At 55.9% G+C, this 23,674-nt stretch carries 21 protein-coding genes; 18 read left to right on the forward strand and 3 right to left on the reverse strand.

Going from position 1 to position 23,674, the window contains the following annotated elements:
• Window positions 1-58 precede the first annotated feature (58 nt).
• Complete coding sequence (locus tag QEN58_RS06170) at window positions 59-1,279, forward strand: glycosyltransferase family protein (protein ID WP_280106256.1); 1,221 nt, start codon at window positions 59-61, stop codon at window positions 1,277-1,279.
• Window positions 1,280-1,408: 129 nt separating this feature from the next.
• Here QEN58_RS06170 and QEN58_RS06175 read toward each other — a convergent pair whose 3' ends face one another.
• Window positions 1,409-3,019: a methyl-accepting chemotaxis protein gene (locus tag QEN58_RS06175; protein WP_280106257.1), complete on the reverse strand. Its 1,611-nt coding sequence runs from the start codon at window positions 3,017-3,019 to the stop codon at window positions 1,409-1,411.
• Window positions 3,020-3,216: 197 nt separating this feature from the next.
• Here QEN58_RS06175 and QEN58_RS06180 point away from each other — a divergent pair, with 197 nt between their 5' ends.
• The 7 genes from QEN58_RS06180 (at window position 3,217) to QEN58_RS06210 (ending at window position 8,859) form a co-directional block, all read left to right on the forward strand.
• Window positions 3,217-4,083, forward strand: coding sequence for an MBL fold metallo-hydrolase (locus QEN58_RS06180; RefSeq protein ID WP_280106258.1), 867 nt, complete (start codon window positions 3,217-3,219; stop codon window positions 4,081-4,083).
• A 29-nt stretch (window positions 4,084-4,112) separates the two neighbouring features.
• Complete coding sequence (locus QEN58_RS06185) at window positions 4,113-4,580, forward strand: YeeE/YedE family protein (protein ID WP_280106259.1); 468 nt, start codon at window positions 4,113-4,115, stop codon at window positions 4,578-4,580.
• On the forward strand, window positions 4,577-5,008 hold the full coding sequence (locus tag QEN58_RS06190) for a DUF6691 family protein (protein WP_280106260.1): 432 nt from the start codon (window positions 4,577-4,579) through the stop codon (window positions 5,006-5,008). Before QEN58_RS06185 ends, QEN58_RS06190 begins: the two co-directional genes overlap by 4 nt.
• A 127-nt stretch (window positions 5,009-5,135) precedes the next feature.
• Complete coding sequence (locus tag QEN58_RS06195) at window positions 5,136-5,837, forward strand: response regulator (protein WP_280106261.1); 702 nt, start codon at window positions 5,136-5,138, stop codon at window positions 5,835-5,837.
• Window positions 5,834-7,153 (forward strand): ATP-binding protein, encoded by a 1,320-nt coding sequence (locus QEN58_RS06200; RefSeq protein WP_280106262.1) that lies wholly within the window; start codon window positions 5,834-5,836, stop codon window positions 7,151-7,153. The genes QEN58_RS06195 and QEN58_RS06200 overlap by 4 nt, the downstream gene beginning before the upstream one ends.
• Window positions 7,154-7,180: 27 nt before the next feature.
• Complete coding sequence (locus tag QEN58_RS06205) at window positions 7,181-7,846, forward strand: c-type cytochrome (protein ID WP_280106263.1); 666 nt, start codon at window positions 7,181-7,183, stop codon at window positions 7,844-7,846.
• Window positions 7,843-8,859: a c-type cytochrome gene (locus tag QEN58_RS06210; RefSeq protein ID WP_280106264.1), complete on the forward strand. Its 1,017-nt coding sequence runs from the start codon at window positions 7,843-7,845 to the stop codon at window positions 8,857-8,859. Before QEN58_RS06205 ends, QEN58_RS06210 begins: the two co-directional genes overlap by 4 nt.
• A gap of 56 nt (window positions 8,860-8,915) precedes the next feature.
• On the opposite strand, the gene dsbG is transcribed toward QEN58_RS06210, so the two are convergent.
• Window positions 8,916-9,698 (reverse strand): thiol:disulfide interchange protein DsbG, encoded by a 783-nt coding sequence (gene dsbG / locus QEN58_RS06215; RefSeq protein WP_280106265.1) that lies wholly within the window; start codon window positions 9,696-9,698, stop codon window positions 8,916-8,918.
• A gap of 189 nt (window positions 9,699-9,887) precedes the next feature.
• Window positions 9,888-11,678 carry a sugar phosphorylase gene (locus QEN58_RS06220; RefSeq protein WP_280106266.1) on the reverse strand — a complete coding sequence of 597 codons (1,791 nt, stop codon included), beginning with the start codon at window positions 11,676-11,678 and terminating at the stop codon, window positions 9,888-9,890.
• Between the two features lie 210 nt (window positions 11,679-11,888).
• Between QEN58_RS06220 and nrdR the strand changes: the two genes are divergently transcribed.
• The 10 genes from nrdR (at window position 11,889) to QEN58_RS06270 (ending at window position 23,613) form a co-directional block, all read left to right on the forward strand.
• Window positions 11,889-12,392, forward strand: coding sequence for a transcriptional regulator NrdR (nrdR, locus tag QEN58_RS06225; protein ID WP_280106267.1), 504 nt, complete (start codon window positions 11,889-11,891; stop codon window positions 12,390-12,392).
• Window positions 12,389-13,564, forward strand: a complete 1,176-nt coding sequence (ribD, locus tag QEN58_RS06230; RefSeq protein WP_280106268.1) for a bifunctional diaminohydroxyphosphoribosylaminopyrimidine deaminase/5-amino-6-(5-phosphoribosylamino)uracil reductase RibD — start codon at window positions 12,389-12,391, stop codon at window positions 13,562-13,564. Before nrdR ends, ribD begins: the two co-directional genes overlap by 4 nt.
• 87 nt (window positions 13,565-13,651) lie before the next feature.
• Window positions 13,652-14,818, forward strand: coding sequence for a bifunctional 3,4-dihydroxy-2-butanone-4-phosphate synthase/GTP cyclohydrolase II (ribBA, locus tag QEN58_RS06235; protein WP_280106269.1), 1,167 nt, complete (start codon window positions 13,652-13,654; stop codon window positions 14,816-14,818).
• 4 nt (window positions 14,819-14,822) lie between these two features.
• Window positions 14,823-15,311, forward strand: a complete 489-nt coding sequence (gene ribH, locus QEN58_RS06240) for a 6,7-dimethyl-8-ribityllumazine synthase (protein WP_007114490.1) — start codon at window positions 14,823-14,825, stop codon at window positions 15,309-15,311.
• The gene (gene nusB / locus QEN58_RS06245; protein ID WP_007114491.1) at window positions 15,308-15,802 is read left to right on the forward strand and encodes a transcription antitermination factor NusB; all 495 of its coding nucleotides are present in this window, start codon (window positions 15,308-15,310) and stop codon (window positions 15,800-15,802) included. Before ribH ends, nusB begins: the two co-directional genes overlap by 4 nt.
• 36 nt (window positions 15,803-15,838) lie before the next feature.
• Window positions 15,839-16,828 carry a thiamine-phosphate kinase gene (gene thiL / locus QEN58_RS06250; protein WP_280106270.1) on the forward strand — a complete coding sequence of 330 codons (990 nt, stop codon included), beginning with the start codon at window positions 15,839-15,841 and terminating at the stop codon, window positions 16,826-16,828.
• Entirely contained in the window at window positions 16,825-17,298 is a 474-nt protein-coding gene (locus QEN58_RS06255) for a phosphatidylglycerophosphatase A family protein (RefSeq protein WP_280106271.1), read from the forward strand. Before thiL ends, QEN58_RS06255 begins: the two co-directional genes overlap by 4 nt.
• 78 nt (window positions 17,299-17,376) lie before the next feature.
• Window positions 17,377-18,633, forward strand: a complete 1,257-nt coding sequence (locus tag QEN58_RS06260) for a DUF945 family protein (protein ID WP_280106272.1) — start codon at window positions 17,377-17,379, stop codon at window positions 18,631-18,633.
• A 115-nt stretch (window positions 18,634-18,748) separates the two neighbouring features.
• Entirely contained in the window at window positions 18,749-21,262 is a 2,514-nt protein-coding gene (gene lon / locus QEN58_RS06265; protein ID WP_280106273.1) for an endopeptidase La, read from the forward strand.
• Between the two features lie 188 nt (window positions 21,263-21,450).
• Complete coding sequence (locus tag QEN58_RS06270) at window positions 21,451-23,613, forward strand: methyl-accepting chemotaxis protein (protein WP_280106274.1); 2,163 nt, start codon at window positions 21,451-21,453, stop codon at window positions 23,611-23,613.
• The last annotated feature ends 61 nt before the right edge of the window (window positions 23,614-23,674 follow it).

Here is a 23,674-nt window from a genome sequence, read left to right on the forward strand (position 1 = left end):
ACAGTTATTTGAGTCCAATACTGTGACTCCAGTTTTATGAAACCAGGGAGGTAAGAAAATGAGTGACTTTCATCAAAATGGAATTATTACCGATTTTCATAACCTTACCCGGCGCACGGTCGAAGACCTTGAACAGGAGCTTTGCCAATTTTCCCGTCGTCGTCCAATGGGGTTAATTCTGCCGTCGCTTTTTTCGGAGCTGGAAGGGCCAGCGTTGTCGGCGATCGTTGATGAGCTGGTTAAAGTCCCGTATCTCAATGAAATTGTCATTGGCTTGGATCGAGCTGACCGCGAGCAATTTTTATACGCTCGGGAATTTTTCTCACGCCTGCCGCAGCACACGCGCATCCTATGGAACGATGGCCCACGGCTGCGCGCCCTGGACGCGGAGCTTGAAGAGCACGGGCTAGGCTCCCTGGAGCCCGGTAAAGGGCGCAATGTGTGGTATTGCGCAGGCTATATGCTGTCGTCAGGTCGCTCGACGGTGGTGGGGCTGCACGACTGCGATATTTTGACCTATGAACGTGGGTTGCTGGCGCGCTTGATGTATCCGGTTGCCCATCCTAATTTTAACTACAGTTTCAGCAAAGGCTATTACCCGCGCATTGCCGAGGGCAAGCTGAACGGTCGCGTCTCTCGGCTGTTAGTGACGCCGCTACTGCGGGCGCTTAAAACCGTCTGCGGGCCGCTGCCTTATCTCGACTACTTGGATAGCTTTCGTTATCCGCTCTCGGGCGAGTTTGCGATGCGCAGCGAAGTGCTCGAAGGAATTCGTATGCCTGCGGATTGGGGGTTGGAGATTGGTGTTTTATCTGAGTTGCAGCGCAACTACTCGCCACGCCAACTCTGCCAAGTCGATATTGCCGATGCCTACGACCATAAGCATCAGCCGGTTAGCGAAGATGACCCGGATAGCGGCTTAAACCGCATGAGTCTGGATATTTCAAAAGCGCTTTATCGCAAATTAGCGACCCAGGGCATAACCTTTAGCAGCGAAGACTTCCGCACGCTCAAAGCCACCTACTACCGCTTCGCATTAGATCTGATCGAAGCCTATGACCACGATGCCACCATGAATGGCCTGAGCCTTGATCGCCACAGCGAAGAGCAGGCCGTGGAGTTATTTGCCAGTAACCTACTCGAAGCTGGCAACCTATTCATGGACAACCCCAGAGAACGACCCTTTATCCCCAGCTGGAACCGGGTGCAGGCCGCAGTGCCGGATTTGCTCACACGTATGCACGAGGCGGTCGAACTGGATAACCAAGGTAAGGTTTAAAGGCCGGGGGTTTAATTAATCGCTTCTTTCTTAACCCTTTCTTCAATAACCATTTTCCATTAAAAAGGCCAGCTACCCAAAGGTAGCTGGCCTTGTTTTTAGTGCTTGATTTTTAACACATAACTAGCGCTAAAAATCACTGTGCTGGTGAGCTACCTGCGGGGCAGGTGACGAGGCTTGTAAACGTGCATGCCCAGTGCTCTGGTTAATGCGGAAGTGGGCAACCAGCTGGCGCAGTTGGGCGCTGAGCTGTGCAAGCGCTTGGGTGGCGTGGTTACTCTCTTGCACCAGGCTGGCATTTTGCTGGGTCATTTGATCCATTTGCGTGACTGCTTGGTTGACCTGCTCAATACCGCTGCTCTGCTCCTTGGTGGCGGCAGAAATTTCCTGAACCAATGTGCTGAGCTGTTTGATGTCATCGACCATGCCATTGATCACATCGCCCGTGTCACGCACTTGGCGGCTGCCTTCCACCACTTTGCTATCCGACGCTTCGATCAAGGTTTTGATCTCTTGCGCAGCGGAGGCCGAACGGCTGGCTAGCTGGCGAACCTCATTGGCAACAACGGCAAAGCCGCGCCCCTGCTCGCCAGCGCGAGCCGCTTCCACCGAGGCGTTTAGTGCCAAGATATTGGTTTGGAAGGCAATGCCATCAATGGTGTTAACGATGCTGCTCATCTGGGTGGCGCTTTCGTTAATTGTCGCCATGGTAGTAATTACTGTTGACATAGAATCACTGCCGCGCTGTGCGCTGTCGGCCGCTCGGGTGGCAAGCGTACGCGCATGATCCGTGTGTTCGGCATTTTGCTTAACAGTAGCGGTGAGCTGTTCCATGCTGGAGGCTGTTTCAGCCAACGAAGCTGCCTGCTCTTCGGTACGTGTGGAAAGTTCTTCGTTAACGCCCACAATTTGCTCTACACCACTATTAACCTGATCTGCCCCGTGGTGAATATCACCAATGGTATTGGCCAGGGTTTCACGCATACGATTGATATCAAACAGTAAGCTCTGCTGATCCTTCGACGAAAGCTGCGTGGTTTGGGTCAAGTCTCCGTCAGCAATATGGCGTACTACGCTGGCTGCATAGCGTGGATCACCCCCCAGCCTGCGTGCTACATCACGAATAACCCAGCCCATCAACAGCGTTACCGGTAGGCCAATGATCAGCAGTACCACGATCGAGCGAATCAAACCGTCAATAAAGGCGGCGTTAATATCGTCTACATAAACGCCTGTCGCCAGTGACCAACCCCACTCGGGAAGGTGCGCGACATAACTGGTTTTCGGCAGCTGTTCATCGCCACCCGCGCGGGTAGAGTAGTAGTCAACGTGACCTCCACCTGCTTGGGCAACACGCAGCAGTTCGGGGTAAAGCGCCATCCCGCTGGCATCTTCATAATTGGTCATGTCAGTGCCGGGCGGACGGCTGGGGTGGGAAATGATAAGCAAGTCATCGTTGAAAGAGAAAAGATACTCGCCAGCCCCAAAGCTGACGCTGGACATATTATCGATAGCACGCTGCTGTGCTTCTTCCAGGCTGAGTTCACCGGCGGTGACCCGTTCTTGCAGGGCTTCAATTTGACTTTGCACGCTTTCCACCACGTACTGAATGCTGTCGCGGCGTTCGCTCTCGATCGTTTGGCGGTTCTCCAAGGCTAGCCAGCCAACTAACAGCAGCATGGCAACCCAGATGATGCCTAGTGTTCCCCAGAGTTTTTGTGTCGTTGTTAAGTGAGCCATATTCGTCCTAATTTTTTTAATTGAGTAACTCTTTATCTATCGGCCTAAATGGCAAAGACCTTAGCAAAAACAGCTTTGAGCACTCTTTTGGGGTAATCACGCCTTTATATTCTAAAATAGTCTAAATATAGAACTTAAAATGCACTATGCTGTCTACATAGGACGAGAATTACATTTCCACCCCATGGGAGGCAGTGATGCAACGCCCAATCGTTACGCACTTTTTCGATGAGCCAACGAACACTTTTAGCTATGTCGTTCAAGACCCCGACAGCCGCGCCTGCGCGATCATAGATTCAGTGCTTGACTTTGATTATGCCGCTGGGCACACGGACGTACGATCCGCTGACAACATCATCGCCTTTATTCGCGAACACGATCTTGATGTTGTATGGATTTTAGAGACCCATGTACATGCCGACCACCTCTCGGCAGCGCCCTACCTGCATGAGCAGTTAGGCGGTAAAACCGGCATTGGCGCCAACATAGTGAAGGTGCAGGAAATATTCGGTAAGGCGTTCAATGCGGGCAGTGAGTTTGCTCGAGATGGTAGCCAATTTGATGCGCTGTTCGAAGAAGGGGATACCTTCACCGTTGGCCAATTACAGGGCCGTGTGCTGCACACCCCAGGGCATACGCCCGCCTGTTTAACCTACATAGTGGGCGATGCTGCCTTTGTAGGCGATACGCTGTTTATGCCGGATTATGGCACCGCGCGGTGCGACTTTCCGGGCGGTGATGCGCGCACTCTGTATCACTCTATTCAAAAAGTATTGGCGCTGCCCGAGCAGACGCGTCTGTTCTTATGCCATGACTATAAAGCCCCTGGCCGCGATACCTTTCAGCATGAAACCAGCGTGGCAGAACAGCGCAGTGAGAATGTCCATGTTCATGAAGGTATCAGCGAAGACGAGTTCGTGAAGATGCGCACTGAGCGCGACGCCACCTTAGGCATGCCACGGCTCATTATTCCTTCGGTGCAGGTCAATATGCGTGCGGGCGAGCTGCCTCCAGCGGAAGAGAACGGCACTGTCTATCTCAAAGTGCCGATTAATTTTTTCTAACGGTTTAAGTGCTATTTAGGGAGTCACCAGTGGATTGGACAGCAAGTTTACAAGGGCTGGTTGGGGGAGTGTTAATCGGGCTTTCCGCTACCTGGCTGATGGCAACGCTGGGGCGTATCGCCGGTATCAGTGGCATCGTGGGCAATTTGATAACCCAACGCCCCAAGGGCGATAGCGCTTGGCGAGTGGCTTTTCTGTTAGGGCTGATAAGCGGCCCGCTTCTGCTTATGGCGCTAGGTGGTGGTTTAGGCAACGTGGCCGGAAGCCCTGGCGAGGTGATTGGCGCGCCGGTGGGAGGCGTAGGGTTAATGCTAGTGGCTGGGCTATTAGTGGGCGTAGGCACGGGGCTGGGCAGTGGCTGTACCAGCGGCCATGGGGTATGCGGGCTGGCGCGCTTGGCGCCACGTTCCATGGCGGCCACCGGTATGTTTTTAGCGACGGCGCTCGTGACCGTTTACATCTCGCGCCACTTGCTAGGCCTAGGCGGTGGAGTATGAGTCAGTTAAACAAGAGCAATTGGATGAAAACGGCGGCAGGCTATGCGGCGGGACTACTTTTCGGCATCGGCTTAGCTGTTTCAGGCATGACCGACCCCGCACGAGTGGTGGGGTTTTTAGACGTAGCGGGCGCCTGGGATCCAACGCTGATGTTCGTATTGGGTGGGGCCGTCGTCACCACCTTTATCTGTTACCGGTTGGTATTCAAGCGTACTGCTCCACTGTTGGGTGGCGTCTTTCAGTTACCGACCAAGCGAGAGCTAGACGCGAAGTTATTAGGGGGCGCTGCGCTGTTTGGTATCGGCTGGGGGCTTTCCGGCTACTGCCCTGGGCCTGCGATTGCCTCTATCGGCGGTCTTTCCTTACCGCTATTGGCCATGCTGTTGACAATGGTGTTGGGGTGGTTTGCTGCTAAGCGTATCGCCTAGCCATTCGCCCTTATTCGGCGATTGTCATGCCCACGCCCTTGCCATTAAAGCAAGGGCGTTTTTATTTGTCTTAACGCTGGGTTAATGCCCGTCAGCCATGCTAATGGGTAATAAATAGGAAACCGCTATGCACGTCTTGTTGATTGAAGATGACCCACTGGTTGCCTCGGGTATTCGCGCTGGATTAATGACCTTCGATTTTGTGGTCGGTCACGTCTCTACGGTGAACGCTGCCCGTCAGGCGATGCGAACAGTGGCCAGTGATGTGGTCATTCTTGATCGTGGCCTGCCCGATGGCGATGGTCTTCAATTGCTGGCCGAGTGGCGTGAGCAGGGCAACGACGTTCCAGTGTTAGTGTTAACCGCCAGGGATGCGGTGCGGGACCGCGTAGAGGGATTGCAGGGCGGCGCCGATGACTATCTGGTGAAACCTTTCGATTTAGAGGAGTTGGTAGCGCGTTTGCACGCCTTGTTACGCCGAGTAGCAGGGCGCAGCCGCGACCTAATTGCCCACGGAGCACTCTGCTTAGATCCAACGGCTCGGGAGGTCTACGTCGATGAACAGCTGATTATGCTGTCTCGCCGGGAGCTGGTGCTGCTTGAAGCCTTCCTGCAGTCGCCACGCAGTGTCCTGTCAGCCGACCAGCTCAAAGATAGCCTTTACGGCATGAACGACGATGTGGAGAGCAATGCGCTAAATGTGCATATCCATCACCTGCGTCGCAAGCTGGGTAGCGGCGTGATTGAAACAGTGCGTGGGCTTGGCTATCGGCTGGGCAAACCCGAAGCGGTTCATGCGGCCGGTACGCCCTATAAGGGGCAGCTATGAGTTTACGTGCGCGCTTGCTGCTGACGCTGGGATTAACGCTGGCACTGCTCTGGGGTGTGGCGGCGGCGTGGCTGATGCGTGACCTGGAAGAGAAGTTTGTGGAAACCCTGGATCAGCGCTTGGCGCAGTCGGCAAGAATGGTGGCCGGGTTAGTCCTGCAGCTGCCGTTTGACGTATGGGAGGATGCCGAGCATCCAGTGCTGTCTATTCCTCCCATTGAGGGGCTGGCCTGCCAAGTGCACTCGCCCCAAGGCGAAATCATGGCGCGCACCCATGCCGATATGGACGCTATTCTCGCCCCGGGAGAGGGCGGCCACACTTATCGCCAGGCAGGCGACGTGACTTGGCGAGTGTTTACCTACGAGCGCGGTGGCATTGTGATTACCACCGCTGATCGTATGGATGAGCGCGATATGCTGCTCAGCGGCGTTATACGCATGACCGTGGTGCCCTTTATCGTAGCGCTGATAGGCAGCATGTTTGCGCTTTGGCTGGGGGTTTGGCGTGGTTTAGCACCGTTAACGCGGCTGCGCGAATCGCTGGCCAATCGCCATCCCGATGCGCTGGCCCCGGTCGCTACCTACGGCCTACCCAAAGAGATACGGCCGCTAATTGAGACCCTCAATGCCCTCTTGGCGCGCGTACAACAAACCATTATCCGCGAGAAGCGCTTTACCAACGATGCCGCCCACGAATTGCGCACACCGCTTACTGCGATCAAAACCCACCTGCAAGTAGTCCGCCGGGTCGAAGGCCAGGCCGCAATAACATCGCTCAACTATGCTGAAGAGGGCGTGGTGCGATTGAGTTCAACTCTTGACCAACTGCTCACGCTGGCCCGCGTGGAGGGGCGCGTGCGCTTTGATGATGGCGAGGCTAGCCGCATCGCAGATGTGGCCGAACACGCCCTGGCGGATAGCCAACATGACAAATCAGCGCGTTTTATAGTGCCGCCCAACTGGCCCGATGTCGCCCTTGCGATGCCTCGCGAACTGGCCATCACGGCGCTGCGTAATTTGCTCGATAACGCTATTAACCATGGGCCAGCCGATGCCCCCGTTATCTTTGATGCGCAGTGGAAGCCAGGGGAGCGTCATCTTATTTTTAGTGTTAGTGACCAAGGCCCAGGTGTTGATGGCGCGACGCTTGAGCAATTAACGCAACGATTCTGGCGCGCCGGTAAACAGCAGGGCAGTGGGCTGGGGCTAGCCATTGTGGCCGCTATCGCTGAACGCTTTGGTGGCGAAGTGACGTTTGCCAGCCCTGCTGAAGGTGGTTTTACCGCCCGCCTGATGATGCCAGTAGCTGGTAGCTAACAACGATAACGCAAGGGAGAAACCGAGATGAATAAAAAATGCTTAGGCAGGTTTGGCCTCCTGATGGGGGTTGGCTTAGCCGCTGGAGGTGCTCTGGCGCAGCAGGGTGACGCAGAGCGGGGTCAGGCAGCAGCGGCTACCTGCACTGCCTGTCATCAGGCTGATGGCAGCGGTATGAATGTGCCCAATGGTGAGTCATGGCCGCGCTTAGCTGGGCTGAATGCCGACTATATCGCTAAGCAGTTGCACGATTTTAAAACCGGGCAGCGTCAAAATGCGACCATGGTGACATTTGCCAATATGCTCGACGATCAGCAAATAGCCGATGTTGCCGAATACTATAGCCAGATGCCGCTAACGCCGGGGCAAGGAGGCGACGAGGCCGACGAAGAGCTGCGCGCGCGCGGTCAACAGCTTGCCGAACGTGGCGATTGGAACGCCTACATTGTTTCCTGCCAAAGCTGCCACGGGCCCGGTGGTACGGGCGTTGGCAGCACCTTCCCAGGTATCGCCAGCCAACATGCGGGTTATATCAGCGCTCAGTTGACGGCATGGAAAAACGAGACACGCAGCAACGACCCTCAGAATCTCATGGGGGCCATTGCCAAACGCATGAGCGATAACGACATTCAGGCGGTGTCTGCCTGGTATGCCACGCAACCCGGTTCAGAAGATCAGGAGACAGCACAATGACAATCTATCGTCGTCCCCTCGTCATAGCGCTGACCGGGTGCTCGCTTGCTTTCGGTGCCGTTTATGCCGCCACGGTTTTTGCCCAGCCAGAAGAGCGCCCAGACGCCGCGCTGAATATGCTGGTTCACGAGCCACCCACCATGGAAGACCTTGAGAATTCCGAACTTCATCCGGAGCTGAAAAAAGTCATCCGCTATGGTCACGATCTATTCACCAATACGCAGCAGTTGCGTGGTGAGAACGTGTTCAATGATATGAACTGCTCGAGCTGCCATTTGGGCGAAGGGCGGGTGCCGTTCAGTGCGCCGATTTGGCCCGCAGCCATCACGCTGCCGGATTTTCGTGGTAAGAACCAGCATGTGAATAATCTGGAAGAGCGTATCGCAGGCTGCTTTGCTTACTCCATGAACGGCGTGCCACCGGAGTATGGCAGCGATGAAATGCTGGCGCTGAGCGCCTACCATCAATGGCTGGCCACCGGTGCGCCGATGTATCCTGACAAACCAATCTATGGACGCGGCTTCCCCGCGCCGGATGAGCCAGCTGAAGAGCCCGACTACGCTAGGGGCGAAGCGGCTTATCAGGAAAACTGTTCGATATGCCATCAGGAGGATGGCTCTGGCCACTATGAAAACGGCGAATACGTATTTCCAGCTCCCTGGGGCGACGGCTCTAATAATTGGGGCGCGGGCATCTCGCGGGTAGAAACCATGGCGGGCTTTATTTACCAAAATATGCCGCTTGGCCAGCCGCGGTCACTCAGCGATCAAGACGCCTGGGATATTGCTTATTACATAAACAGCCAAGAGCGCCCCCAAGACCCCCGCTACACGGGCGATGTCGCCGAGACCGCCGAGCGCTTTGGGCCGACCTTCCATAACCGCTCACTGTACGGGCAAACCCGCGAACACGACGGCCATGTACTCGGTGACCACGACAACTTCGGGGAGAAGGGCGACATTAAACCCTGGAACGTCGGCATGCCGCGGTTTGAAAACCTTTCCGAGGAGTGAGCTAGGGAGAGACGTTTAGCATTGAGGAGGCCGTTTTAGCGGCCTCCTGAAATCCTCTATGGCGCTTCGCTGCCCATCATGTCGATCAGCCGTTCATCACTGGGCATGCCCTGAATGCGGTCAAGGCGTATGCTGCCCTTCTCTGTTTCACGCTGAAAAACTGAGGTGGGCGTGGCATATAGCCCTAACTCCTCGAACAGCTGGTTATTGGCATACACCTGTTCTTCAATTTCCCTCGGTTGGGCGCTGGCTTCAATTTCTTGCTGGCCACTTTCATGGCCATGCAGTGTCGCCGCCGGGTCATCGGCTCCGAGTAGAGTGGCTGCTTTTCCAGGGCTGTCGGGCGCTAATATACCTACCATGATATGACGTAGCTGCACCTCACCTGCTTCCACCCAGGGGCGAACGTCTTGCCACAGCTGGCGGCAGTAGGGGCAATTGGCGTCTGTAAAGGTGTAAATCACCCGGGGAGCATCCACGTCGCCATCTTGAATCCAGTGGCTTTCGCTTAATAGCTGCCAGGTTTGTGCCTCTAGCGGTGCACGTACATGCTCATCCAACTGCGCTTCGGTAAGGTCATTACCCTCGCTATCCATTAGCGTACCCAGGACGGCGTGCTCGCCATCTGGCGTCAGGTAAATCGCCATGTCCTGGCCCTGCACGCTGGCGCCGTAGCCGCGCAACCCGCCAGGAGCATCGAATTGGCCATGGATCTCCAAGCCTTGATCAGCCAGTGCCTGGATAGGGGAGGGGAGCTCGCCGGCAACGCTCGCAGAGGTGCCCACCAATCCTGCCAACAGAAGAAAACCGCTTATGACAGGGTGACGTTTTAAGTGCATTGCAGTGCCTTGTTTGAATAAGAGTGAGAGGCTAGGGATTTAATAACCGCCATCTTAACACTGGCAATCCCTAGAATAATGGTGTGCTGGTATTGTCGCAGCACTACATTATTTAGGGATTAGGCGTTTTATACCTGTAGTGATATGTCGCAACTGGCGATTTTTGAAAATTGAGTTTTCTCAGCGGTATTAACGATCAGCCACTAACCAGCGTACTGCGTAAGGCGGCAGCGAACCTTCGGGGCTCCAGGGGTTAGCAGGATCAAGCGCTTGCCAGGTGTGTTTTTCAAGTGCCTGGGTAACCGCTTCACCCACGTTCTCTAAGGGGAGCGGTAGATCGGTGACGTTATACAGCGCTAATAAGCGGCGGCCATCGTGCAGTGGGCCGCGCTCTACCGCCAGCAGTTCCGGTGCAGAGACCAATACCCGCTGAGCGGCATTGGGGTGGAAGCAGGGTTCCTGGCGGCGCTGGTCTAATAGTCGGTTTAACGCATGGAAAACATCGTGGGTGGGCGTTGAAGGGCTGTCTAACAGCAGGTCTAGCTCGCTACGCTGCCAGCGCCGACGGTTGATCGAGCGTAGCCGTCCGCTGCGCTCAACCCCCTCAACGTCGTTGAGCGTACCCGTTAGCGTGTGAATATACAGCGCGGGTATGCCTTGCAAACTCAGCATAATCGCCTGGCTGCATATAAAGCGCGCAATCTGCCATGGGTCGGGGCCACGACGGGTGCCTCGCATGGCTTCAAACCAGGTGATATTGATCTCATAGGGTGTGTCGCTACCGTCTGGGTTGCTACGCATGCTGACAAAGCCCCCGAAACGGTGCATCAGCTCAAGCAGCGCATCGCGCTCGTGATCGGGCAATAAACCTTCCAGCGGGCGCACGCCAATGCCGTCGTGGCTGGCAGTAAAATTGAGGTAGGTGCATTGGTTGGGCAGTACAGGAAGGCTGGCAAGCCAGGTTTGCAGAGTGCTCGTTTCACCCCGAGTGAGGGTGTGCAGCAGCAATGGGGGAAGGGCAAACTGATACACCATATGGGCTTCGTCGGGCGCCCCCGCGGGTAGCCGATTTAAACCAAAATAACTGATGTTTTCCTGGTGTGGCACATTGGTTTCGGTAATCAGCAGCGTGCCGGGGGCCACATGATCCACAATTGCCCTTAGCAGCCGCACCACGGTATGGGTTTCCGGCAGATGAATGCAGGAGGTGCCCAACCGCTTCCACAGAAAGGCCACCGCATCCAAGCGCACTATCCGCGTGCCTTGCTCCAGGTAGTACAGCAAAATACCTATGAACTCGAGCAGCACGTCGGGATGTTCAAAGTTTAGGTCAAGCTGGTCTTCGGAGAACGTCGCCCACAGGTAGCGGGTGCCGCGCCGTGTTGAAACGGGCACCAGCAGCGGGCTGCTGCGCGGGCGCACCACCTGGGAGACATCGGTTTCTGGATCGACTTCGATAAAATAGTCGCGGCCGGGCAGGCTGCCGCTTAAGTAATCCACAAACCAGAGCGATTCCCGTGAAACGTGGTTGAGCACCAGGTCAGCCATCAAGTCGTAATGGCGGGCGAGTTCGCGGATGTGGGACCAATCACCAAGATCGCTATTCACTTCGCGGTAGTGGATCACCGAAAAACCGTCGTCGCTGCTCCACGGAAAGAAGGGCAGCACGTGTACACCGCTGATACGATCACCTAACCGCGCTTGCAGAAAATCACTAAGCACCGCCAACGGCGGCGCACTATCCTCAATAATGGAGTCGCCATAGCTGATCACCCACTGATCTTTTTCGCTCCATGACGGTGCGTTTTTAGTACTGGCTTCGACGGAGTTGGGTGAAAACGGAGCAAGCGACTGGAAATGCTCTAGGCGCTGGTTTAAGCGTCGCTGTACTTCTCCTGCCCGCGGCCCATAGAGGTGGCTAAGGTAGTCATGAACGGTATTTGAAAATGTGTCGTGAACGGTCTGCTCGAAAGGGGGCATGGGTGACTCCTGATAAACAATCTGCCACAAACACTGCAGCTTGTGTGCCAAATCGTTACAATGCGGGGTTGATACCGCGTTTAAACGCTAAGATACATTAGCTTATGGCAGTTGCTGCTGCTAAACGCCATGAATAGCATACACATTGACAGGTTATAACACGCTAACTCGTGCGGCACGCCGACACGAGCTGACAACAGGTTGACCGCCATGCATTGCCCTTTTTGTGGTGCAAACGATACTCGAGTGACTGATTCGCGACTGGTAGCCGATGGCGACCAGGTACGCCGTCGCCGTCAGTGTGCGAGCTGTCAAGAGCGCTTTACCACCTACGAAACCGCTGAATTGGTCATGCCGCGGGTGGTGAAGTCCGACGGCTCCCGTGAGAGCTTTAATGAAGCCAAACTGCGGGCAGGCATGCTGCGCGCGCTGGAAAAGCGTCCGGTCAGCGCTGAAGCCATTGAAGCGGCAGTGGAGCGCATTCGTCAAACGCTGCGCGCCCGAGGCGATCGTGAGATCAACGCCCGCGATATTGGCGAGTCGGTCATGCAAGCGCTTAAAACCCTTGATCATGTGGCCTATATCCGCTTTGCGTCGGTGTATCGTAAGTTTCAGGACTTGGATGAGTTTCGCGCCGAAATTGACCGGCTTTCTCAAGAGCCGTCTCAAGGGCCCTCTTTCCGATCGGGCCCTGGCAGCGAGCCGTCAAAATGAGTGCTGATTTTAGCCAAGCCGACCACCGCTATATGGCGCGAGCGCTGCAGCTGGCGCAAAAAGGCTTATATACCACTGACCCGAACCCGCGGGTCGGCTGCGTGATTGTGCGTGATGAGCAAATTGTCGGCGAAGGCTTTCACCTGCGTGCCGGTGAACCCCACGCCGAAATCCACGCCTTGAAAGACGCGGCTGAGCAAGCCCAGGGCGCGACCGCGTACGTCACTCTGGAGCCCTGCTCCCACATTGGCCGCACTGGGCCCTGCGCAGTGGCGTTAAAGGAAGCCAAAGTGGCCCGAGTGGTGATAGCGATGGTGGATCCCAACCCTCAAGTGAGTGGCCGCGGCATTCGCCTGCTTGAAGAAGCGGGCATTGACGTCGCGGTGGGGTTGCTAGAGAGCGATGCCCGCGCGCTGAACCCGGGCTTTATTGCTCGCATGACCACCAAGCGTCCCTTTGTGCGGCTGAAAATGGCGATGAGTTTAGATGGTCGTACCGCCATGGGGTCGGGCGAATCCCAGTGGATCACTGGCCCAGAGGCGCGCTCCCAGGTGCAGCGGCTACGGGCGCGTTCCAGTGCGATATTGAGCGGCGTAGAGTCGCTCATTATGGACGACTCCCGGCTGACGCTACGGACAGACCAGCTCCAGCTCGAAAACGCTGACGAAGTGGTTCGCCGCCAGCCGCTGCGAGTAATTTTAGATACCCACTTGCGCTTGCCCCTGGCGGCCGCCTGTTTAAGCGAGCCTGGGCGTACGCTAGTAATCACTACGCCAGACCACCTGGAAGAGAAAAGCGAGCGGCTAACGGCAGCGGGCGCTGAAGTGCATGTGTTGCCCGCTGGTAGCGATGGCCGCATCGATCTAGTGGCAATGCTGCAGTGGCTAGCCGAAAATGAGCAGGTTAACGAGCTGCTGGTGGAAACCGGTGCGACGCTGGCGGGTGCTATGCTCGACGCGGCGCTGATCGATGAGCTGCAGCTATTTGTCGCGCCCACGCTGTTAGGCGGCGAAGCGCGGCCACTTTTCGCGCTGCCAGGGCTCTCACGTATGGCTGATCAGCGGCGGTTAACTATTCACGATATGCGAGCGGTGGGGCGCGATTGGCGCATTATCGCTTCCCCTCAGGCGACTAGCGCATCTAGCGAATTTAGCGAGAGCAAGGTACCCTGACGCGCAAAATCGTGACTAACTGGCGCGACACTCTTTCGCGATAACCCATCGTGACAAGCTATCGTGACAATACTTATTGGAGATTCCATGGCGCACCCCTCATCTAGAGGTTTAGCCCCTATCGCCGAGCTGGTGGACGATATCCGCCAGGGCAAAATGGTGATTCTCATGGACGATGAGGATCGCGAAAATGAAGGTGATATCATCATGGCCGCCGAAAAAGTGCAGGCCGAGCATATCAACTTTATGGCCCGTTTCGCCCGTGGCTTGATCTGTATGCCGATGACCCGCGCCCGCTGTGAGCAGCTTAATCTGCCGCTAATGGTGCGCGATAATGGCTCTGGCTTTGGCACCAAATTCACCCTCTCCATTGAAGCAACCGAAGGCGTCACGACGGGTATTTCTGCTGCGGATCGAGCACGCACGGTTCAGGCGGCGGTGGCGCCTCATGCCAAGCCTTCCGATATCGTTCAGCCAGGCCACATCTTTCCCCTGATGGCAGAGCCGGGTGGCGTGTTGCGCCGTGCCGGGCATACCGAAGCGGCGTGTGATTTGGCGGCACTGGCGGGCTGCGACCCTAGCGGTGTTATCTGTGAAATTATGAACGACGATGGCAGCATGGCGCGTCGTCCGGAGCTTGAAGCCTTTGCCCACGAGCACGGCATTAAAATCGGCACCATCGCGGATCTGATTCACTACCGTATCGTTAACGAGCAGACCATCGATCATCTTGAAGCGTCAACGGTGATGACTTCCCACGGCGAGCTGACGCTGCACGTTTTCCGTGATCGTATCCAGGGCGCTCATCATTTGGCGCTGGTGAATGGACAACCAACACCAGAACAGGCTACCACGGTGCGCGTGCATCTTACCGACACGCTGCGCGATGTATTGGGTTTGATGAAAGGCGAGCAGTGCCGCTGGGATGCCCATCGCGCACTGGAAGAAATTGCCGGTTCCGCAGCGGGTGTGTTTGTGCTGATTGATGACGGTCGCCCGCATCAGGATTTAAAAGATCAGCTCGATATCTTTTTGGATCGCGTACGCCAGCCGCGTACCAGCGATTCCGACGGTGCAGGTAACTACTTAACCATCGGCACCGGTTCGCAGATTCTGCGCTATTTAGGCGTGGGTAAAATGCGATTACTTAGTTCACCGTGGAAGTTTTCCGCGCTGTCCGGCTTTGATCTCGAAGTCGTAGAGCGTTTGGGCCCAAATGACACGGCGTATGAGCCAACTTCTCAGCAGGAATAATTTGATGCACTCCCTCACTCAAGTTGAAGGTACTTTTGTTGACGTCGATGGCCGCTATGTCATCGTGGTCGGCCGTTTTAACCATCACGTGGTGGATAGCCTGGTGGAAGGCGCCGTCGACAGCTTGACCCGTCACGGCGTAGACGCCGAGCATATTCATATTGTTCACGTGCCGGGCGCCTGGGAATTGCCGCTGGCGGTTAAGCGTGTGTTGAAGGTGATGAAACCTGATGCAGTCATTGCCCTGGGCGCGGTCATTCGCGGTGGAACGCCTCACTTTGAGTACGTTGCGGGCGGCTGCAATACAGCGATTAATCACCTGCAGCTTGAGTTTGATACCCCGGTCGCTAACGGCGTGTTAACCGTTGAAACCATCGAGCAGGCGATTGAGCGTGCGGGCACCAAAGCCGGTAACAAAGGCACCGAAGCTGCCATGGCCGCCATGGAAATGGTCTCTCTGTTACGCGCGCTGCCGTCAGGAGATACCCAATGAGCGAGCGCAAACCCTCTGCTGCTCAGCAGGGCCGCCACGCGGCACGCGAGTTAACGGTGCAGGGGCTTTATCAATGGCACATGACGGGCAAATCCATCACCACCATTGAAGCCGAGTTTCGTAGCCAGGTCGCCGATGATGACCTTGAGGACCATGAAAACTGGGTGAAAGTGATGGAGATCGCCGACAAGGCGCTGTTTCACGAGCTACTCCACAACACCGTGCGTTTCAAAGCGGAACTGGATCGTGAAATTTCTCCCCTGCTAGACCGCCGTCTGGAAGATCTAGATGCGGTAGAGCTGGCAATCCTGCGGTTGGGCGCTTACGAGCTTTCACGCCGCATGGAAGTACCCTATCGTGTAGTCATTAACGAAGGCGTTGAGCTGGCTAAGTCATTTGGCGCCACCGACGGCCATAAATACGTGAACGGCATTCTCGACAAGCTGGCGATTCGCTTGCGTAGTGCCGAGGTCAGCGCTCGTCGTCTTTGAATGCGAGCGGTCTGACACTGCGTTTAAGGGGCCTTTGTGCTTGCCGAATTTGATTTGATTCGACGCTACTTTATGTCGTCGCAGGAGGCGTCGACTGCGTCAAATGGCGTCACACTGGGATGTGGAGACGACGCCACGCTACTGATACCCCCAGCAGGCCAACAGTTGGCCGTGAGCGTTGATACCTCGGTGGTGGATGTACACTTTCCCCGCGAAGCCCCGGCATTCGCGGTGGGCCATCGTGCCTTGGCCGTTGCGCTAAGCGATCTGGCGGCCATGGGGGCGGCTTCACGCTGGTGCTTAATGGCGTTAACCCTGGATCAGCGCCAATTTGCCGATGATGAAGCCACCCATGCCTGGCTGGCCGACTACGCCCGTGGCTTTCACACCCTTAGCCAGCAGCACGCTACAACGCTGGTGGGGGGCGACGTTACTTCCGGTGCGCTTTCCATCGGCGTTACCGTGATGGGGGAGGTGCCGGTGGGCGAAGCGTTCACCCGTAGCGGTGCCCAGGTGGGCGACCTGATTGCCGTCACCGGCGCATTAGGCGGCGGGGCGGGAGGGCTGGCGCTTTGGCAGCAGGGCGAGCGTGACCTGGCGCATCCGCTGTTAAGTCGCTACCTATTGCCGCAACCGCGCTTGGCGGCGGGCCTGGCGCTGCGTGGCTTAGCCACCGCTGCGCTGGATATTTCCGACGGGCTACTGTCCGATTTGGCGCATCTTCGCGAGGCATCGCTGGTAGGGGCTGTCATCGCGTTAGATGCGCTGCCACTCGCCGACGAGCTGGAAAGCACCCTTGGCCGGGAGGCCGCCTTGCGGGCTGCGCTTTCCGGCGGCGATGATTACGAGCTGCTGGTGACGTTAAGTGCTAACGACTTAGCCACAGCGCAGCAGCGTCTTGCGTCTCTAGGCTTGACGCTGACTGTCGTCGGCCATTGTTGTGAAGCATTGGGCGTTAGTGCCTCTGACCAGAGTGATCTCAGTGGCTATGCCGGCTGGCAGCATTTTAGTGGGGATGCGCCATGAATCGTGCACCGAAAAGTGTCTGGCGTCGCCCAACACATTTTTTTGCTTTCGGCTTAGGTAGCGGTACCGTACCTTGGGCACCGGGGACCTTTGGTACGCTAGCGGCCATTCCGTTCTACTGGATGATGGCGGAATTGCCCCTTGGCTGGTACTTGAGTATTTGTTTTGTCGCCTTTGTTATCGGCGTTTGGCTATGCGATAAAACGTCCCACGACTTAGGCGTACACGACCATTCAGGCATCGTGTGGGATGAGTTTGTGGGTTACTGGCTGACCATGGCGGCAGTGCCTTTTTCGTGGGAAGCCGCCTTGTGGGGCTTTATTGTATTCCGCATCTTCGATGTCTTTAAACCTTGGCCGATACGCTGGGCAGATCGCCGCGTAGCGGGCGGTTTTGGCATTATGATCGATGATGTGATGGCAGGGGCCTATGCCTGGAGTACTATGCACCTGTGGTTCTGGCTACACTAACCGTGTAAGTAATAAGTAGGAGCAGTTGATAGCTTTTCTAGTGCGTTGGCTGCAAGGCGTGAGCTTCAAGGAGGTGGCATGCGCAAGGAACGTCTAATTGTCCCCATTCTGGCGATCATCGCTGTGGCATGGATGGCAGCGCAGCTTCTCTCAAGCGTGCTTTTTGAGCGCAGCCTGCGCCAAGCGCTCGAAGATCTGGAGGCGCGTGGTGAATGGCGCGTCAACCGAACAGAGAGTCGCCAGGGCTGGCTAAGTTCTCAAGGCAGGTTGATTCTGTCACCACTGCTGAGTCGCCCCTGGCGCCTCGAGCTGACCTATAACGCACGTCACGGTATTTTAAGCACGGATGTCGAAGGCACTGTGTTACCCCGCCTGGATACCGTGCTCCAGCAAGCCGTGGGCGAAGTTACCGCGCCTTCTGTGCCCCGCTGGCAAGGGCGCTATCATACCCTGAGCGGCCACACTGACCTGCGCCTTGCCCTTGCTCCCTTTGTTATTCAACAAAATGGCCGTGAATTAGCTGTACGCGGTGGTCGACTGCGCTTGGAGGGAGTGTTTGGTGATTGGCGGCTACGCGCGCTGCTTGACCAGCTTACCCTGACCGATGGCATGGCCCAGCTTGAAATAGGTGCCACGGTGCTCGAAAGCCGTTACACCTATACTGAAGGTGCCTACCACTTTGCCCAGCGTGACCATCTGCATATCGATATGCTGACGCTTAGCTACCCCTCCTACGATATTCAGCTTTCGCCTCTCGATCTAAACAGCCATATGGTGCTGGATGAGAGGGAGCTGAGTATTAAAGGCGACCTGGAGGTAGGCGATGTGATGGTGCCTTCTGAAGCGCCGGACATGCCGCTGCTTAGTGGCCGCATAGAGATGGAGCTCTCCCGCCTAAATGCCGATGCGGTTCGCCATATGATTCGCCGTTTGCGTCAGGAAGCCTCCTGGGGAGACGCTAGTCTACCCATGGCTGAAGGCTTGCTGGCACGTCTTGAACCGGATTTGCGCAAAATGCTTAGCGACTCGCCCCGTTTAGATGTCATGACCGTTGCTATCGAAAGTCCGCTATTAGGTATTCGTTTAGATGCGGATGGCGCGCTGTTTTTTGATGCCCGCCAGTTGGATGAGCTTAGCGTGGTTAATCTGGACCAAAAGAAAGAGCAGGCGAAATGGCTCGAGCGCATTGATGGCGACTTCACTTGGCACGAAGCGCCCACCGTCGCCGCGCTATGGTTAGGGCTGCCGCTTGGTACTCGCGAACTGCAGTTTGATGTGGTGCGCGGCGTCTGGCGTGTGAATGGTCGTCCGATGCCTGAGCTTTGGCCTGAATAAGCGCTGTTCCCCCGACTGTTCTACTCGCGAAGGGTTGAAGTTTTGGCCCACTGCCCGCATTCCATGAACAACGCTAGGCGGTTCTTATCGCCGGTACCGGTTCATTGGAGGACGCATGAGCGACCAGGATTACGAACGCGACGCTGAACATCTTGATTGGCAAATTGACGATGAACAGTCATCAGCAACTGATGACACCCGTAGTAGTGAAGAAAGTAGTAAAGAAAGTCATGAAGAAAGCAGTGAAGAGCAGGGCAGCAAAGAATATCGCTCAGACGGTGAACGGGTAAACTCCCTGGTGCCTGCCAGCGAGATGCTGCCCGAACGCATTTACCTCCTGCCTATCCATAATCGGCCTTTCTTCCCCGCCCAGGTACAGCCGCTGGTAGTAAATCGCGAGCGCTGGGAAGAGACCATGCGCCGCGTGGGCAACACGCCGCACCACACCCTAGGCGTTGCCTTTGTAGGCGAGCAGGGCGTTACCTCCCTGGATCATGAAGGCTTTCCAGAGATCGGTACCGCGGTCAAAGTGCACAAACTCAAGGGCGAAGACGATCAGATCCAGTTTATCGCCCAGGGTCTTCAGCGCTTCAAAATTACTCGCTGGCTCTCTAAAGAGCCGCCTTACTTAGTCGAAGTCACCTACCCTAAAGAGCCGGTTGACGCAGAGAACGAAGAGACCCGCGCTTACGCCATGGCGATTATCAACGGCATTAAAGAGCTGTTGCCGATTAATCCGCTGTATGGCGAAGAGCTCAAGCACTACCTTAACCGCTTTAGTCCGCATCAGCCGGGCCCGTTGACCGACTTTGCCGCCGCGATTACCTCCGCTAAAGGCCCCGAACTTCAGGATGTGCTGGCCACCCTGTCGGTGGAAGAGCGGATGCAGAAAGTGCTGCCGCTGCTGCGTAAAGAGATCGATGTGGCACTGCTGCAGGGCGAGATCAGCGAGCAGGTGAACGCGCAAATGCAGGACCGCCAGCGCGAGTTCTTCCTGCGTGAGCAGCTCAAGGTTATCCAGCGTGAATTGGGTATCTCCAAAGATGATCGTGAAAACGACGTGGATACCTTCCGAGCACGGCTGGAATCGCTGGTCGTGCCAGAGCGCGTTCAATCGCGTATCGACGATGAGCTCAATAAACTCAGTGTGTTGGAAACCGGCTCGCCGGAGTATGGCACCACGCGTAACTACCTGGACTGGCTGACCTCGCTGCCTTGGGGTGTGACCAGCCAGGATCAGCTCGATCTACCCCACGCGCGACAAGTGCTGGATCGCGATCACGACGGTTTGAAAGACGTTAAAGAGCGTATTATCGAATTTCTGGCCGAGGGCACGTTTAAGGGCGACGTAGGCGGCTCGATTGTGCTGTTGGTCGGCCCGCCGGGGGTAGGTAAAACCTCCATTGGGCGTTCGATCGCTGAAGCCCTGGGGCGTGAGTTTTACCGCTTCTCTGTGGGTGGTATGCGCGACGAAGCGGAAATCAAAGGTCATCGGCGCACCTATGTGGGCGCGATGCCCGGCAAGCTGGTGCAGGCCTTTAAAGAGGTCGAGGTCGAAAACCCCGTTATCATGCTGGATGAGATCGACAAGCTAGGGCAGTCCTTCCAGGGCGACCCTGCTTCGGCTCTTTTGGAAGTACTCGACCCCGAGCAGAACGTCGACTTCCTCGATCACTATCTCGATGTGCGTATGGATCTCTCCAAGGTGCTGTTTATATGCACCGCCAACACTCTGGATTCGATTCCTGGGCCTCTGCTTGACCGTATGGAGCAGATCCGTCTTTCCGGCTATATCGCCGAAGAGAAACTGGCAATTGCCAAGAACCATCTTTGGCCGAAGCTGCTCAAACGCGACAACCTGACGAAAAAGCGTATCAGTCTGTCCGATGCGGCCTTAAAACAGGTAATTGAAGGCTACGCCCGGGAAGCCGGTGTGCGTCAGTTGGAGAAACAGCTGCACCGCATTGTGCGTAAATCAGCCGTTAAGCTGCTCGAAGAGGAGCCCGAAACGGTCAAGATATCGGTCAAAAACCTGGAGGAGTTCCTGGGCGCACCGATTTTCCGTAAGGAAAAAGTGCTCACCGGCGAAGGGGTGGTGACCGGCTTGGCGTGGACTTCCATGGGCGGCGCAACGCTGCCCATAGAAGCGGGCAAAGTACACTCGCTGGATCGTGGCTTTAAGCTGACCGGCAAGCTGGGCGAAGTCATGCAGGAGTCGGCTAATATTGCTTACAGCTATACCCTGGGTCACCTACAGGAGTATGGTGCCGATGCCGACTTCTTTGACTCAGCGTTTGTGCACCTGCACGTACCCGAGGGGGCGACGCCCAAAGATGGCCCTTCGGCCGGCGTTACCATGACCACCGCGCTACTCTCGCTGGCCAAGCATCATGCAATTGATCGGCCCTTGGCGATGACTGGCGAACTAACCTTAACCGGTCAAGTTCTCCCCGTTGGCGGTATTCGTGAAAAAGTCATTGCCGCGCGCCGCAGCGATATTTTTGAATTAATTCTGCCCGATGCCAATAAGCGTGATTACGAAGAGTTGCCGGACTACCTGAAAGAGGGCATGACGGTGCATTTTGCTAAACGCTACCGTGATGTGGCGAATGTGGTGTTTGGTCGCTGATAACCTAATTATCTAGCGCTATTGCAAGAGTTTTATAGCTCTCTTAAGCATTTATTTAATGCCTTTAAAGCGCCTTACGAAAGTAAGGCGCTTTTTTTACACTTGTTCACTGGTTTGCTGACAAAAACCACAGCGATAATAGTGCTCATATTTATAAAAATTAAGAATATCTAATTCTTGGAGAACTAATGCGCAATAATCAGCCCGTGACGCAGCGAGAGTATGTCCTGAGTGAGGAAGCAGTACTCATTTCGCGCTCAGATTTAAAAGGCAATGTTACCTATGCCAACCCAACCTTTGTTGAGGTCAGTGGCTATAGCCGCGAAGAGCTCATTGGCTCTCCCCACAATCTCTTGCGCCACCCTGATATGCCCGAAGCAGCTTACGCAGATTTCTGGAAAACCATCCAAGCCGGAGCAACTTGGCAAGGCGTGGTCAAAAACCGGCGTAAAAATGGTGATCACTACTGGGTGCACGCCACCGTGGCACCACTGCGGGACGGTGAGCGCATCGTGGGTTACACCTCTGTGCGCCGCAAAGCCTCTGGGAACGCCGTTGCCCGGGCAGAAAAAATCTACGCTGAAATTCGCGAAAAGGGCAAATCCCGCCACTATGCGCTAGCCAATGGCACGCTGCGGCGTAAAGGTTTGACCGGTATGCTTTCGCGCTTTCAATTCACCAGCCTGAAAGCCAAACTCATCAGTATGGTGGTGGCATCACTGCTGCTGCTTTGCCTTTCGGGCGGGTTGGGCGTATATGCGGTAATGGTCTCCGGCGAACGGCTGGAAACGCTCAATCGCTCAGGGTTGGACGATGTCGCCACGTTGCAGCATATCGAGCGCTACATTGGTCAAACGGTGGAGACCCTGGAACCCGCGGTGCGTAATCCCCGTGGGGCTGATCTGGATGCTGTCAACGCTGATATTGGCCAGTATGCTGATGCCATGCAAACGCTATGGGCAGACTACTATGCTGATGATGCTGTCACTGCTGAAGCCGCCCAGGCCTTTGATAGTGCGCTGAGCACCTGGGACGCTGCAGTGAAAACCGCCCTTGTGGCGATTCAGGAGGGTAACGGGTTCGCGGCCTTTGAAGCCTTTAATGACGTCGTGGTGCCCACCACTGGATCACTGCGCGAGATGAATAGCACACTGGTAGAGCAGGTGCGCGCCGATGCAGAAACGGTGGTCACTCAGGCGCAAAGCGGGCGTCAACAGTTGCTAATGGCGCAGCTGGTGCTACTGGCCGTTGGCTTTTTAGTCATGATTGGCCTGAGCGTGATGATTCTAAAATCCTTGTTTCGCAGCTTGTCGGGCGCAAGGTATATCACTTTCCAAATTGCGGCCGGTAACTTGGCCGCCCGTGAACGTCGTCAAACCAACGATGAATTGGGCGAGCTACTCTACTCTTTGGACACCATGCGCTTTAGTTTGTCCAGCATCGTGGGCGATGTAGAGAGCCGTGTCTCGGTGGTTACTCCGGCGATTCAGCAGATAGCCGCTGAAAACGAAGAGCTCTCTTCGCGTACTGAGCAGCAGGCGTCGTCGCTTCAGCAAACGGCGTCGAGTATGGAGGAGATGACCTCGACGGTTCAGCAAAACACCGAGAATGCCCGCCAAGCCACCGACCTGGCGGTGCAAAATACGGCTAGCACTCGGGAAACCGGGCAGCAAATGCAGAAGCTTGTGGAGCGTATGCAACGTATCGCCCAGAGTGCTGAAAAGATGACCGAGATGATCGGTGTGATTGACGGTATTGCTTTTCAAACCAATATTTTGGCACTCAACGCCTCGGTAGAAGCTGCGCGCGCGGGTGAACATGGCCGTGGCTTTGCGGTCGTCGCCAGCGAAGTGCGCAATCTAGCCGGACGCAGCGCGGACGCTGCCCAGGAAATCCGCAAGATGATTGATAGCACCACCCAGGAAGTCAGCGGAGGACGCAGCGCTGTCGAGCAGGCGGAGCGAGCGATTGAAGAGGTCTCTCAGCAGGTCAGCCGGGTCAGTGAACTAATGGAGTCGATCAGCACAGCTTCCAGCGAGCAGAGCAGTGGGATTGGTCAAATTAACTCGGCGATTGCCGAAATGGATCTTGTTACCCAGCAGAACGCCTCCAAAGTGCAGTCGATTGCAGCGTCAGCCGATAACCTTTCCCTTGAAGCCTTTGAACTCGCCAACGTGGTCGACGCGTTTCGTTTGGAAGGCGCTCAAGATGAGAACATCACAGAGGCGCGGGATAAGTTGCAACGCGCTAACCAAGCACTCAGCAAAGCTGCCCAAAGTTTACCCGCGCCTTCCAAGCGTGCTGCACCACCCTCGACGCAGTCTCGCGCTGACCAGTGGGAGGAGTTTTAACACTTCAGCTTATTGCCATTAGGCAGGGGAGAGCTGCTCAAAGATAGGTGGCTGATTTCCC

The organism is Halomonas alkaliantarctica, from assembly GCF_029854215.1.
GTDB classification, from domain to species: domain Bacteria; phylum Pseudomonadota; class Gammaproteobacteria; order Pseudomonadales; family Halomonadaceae; genus Vreelandella; species Vreelandella alkaliantarctica_A.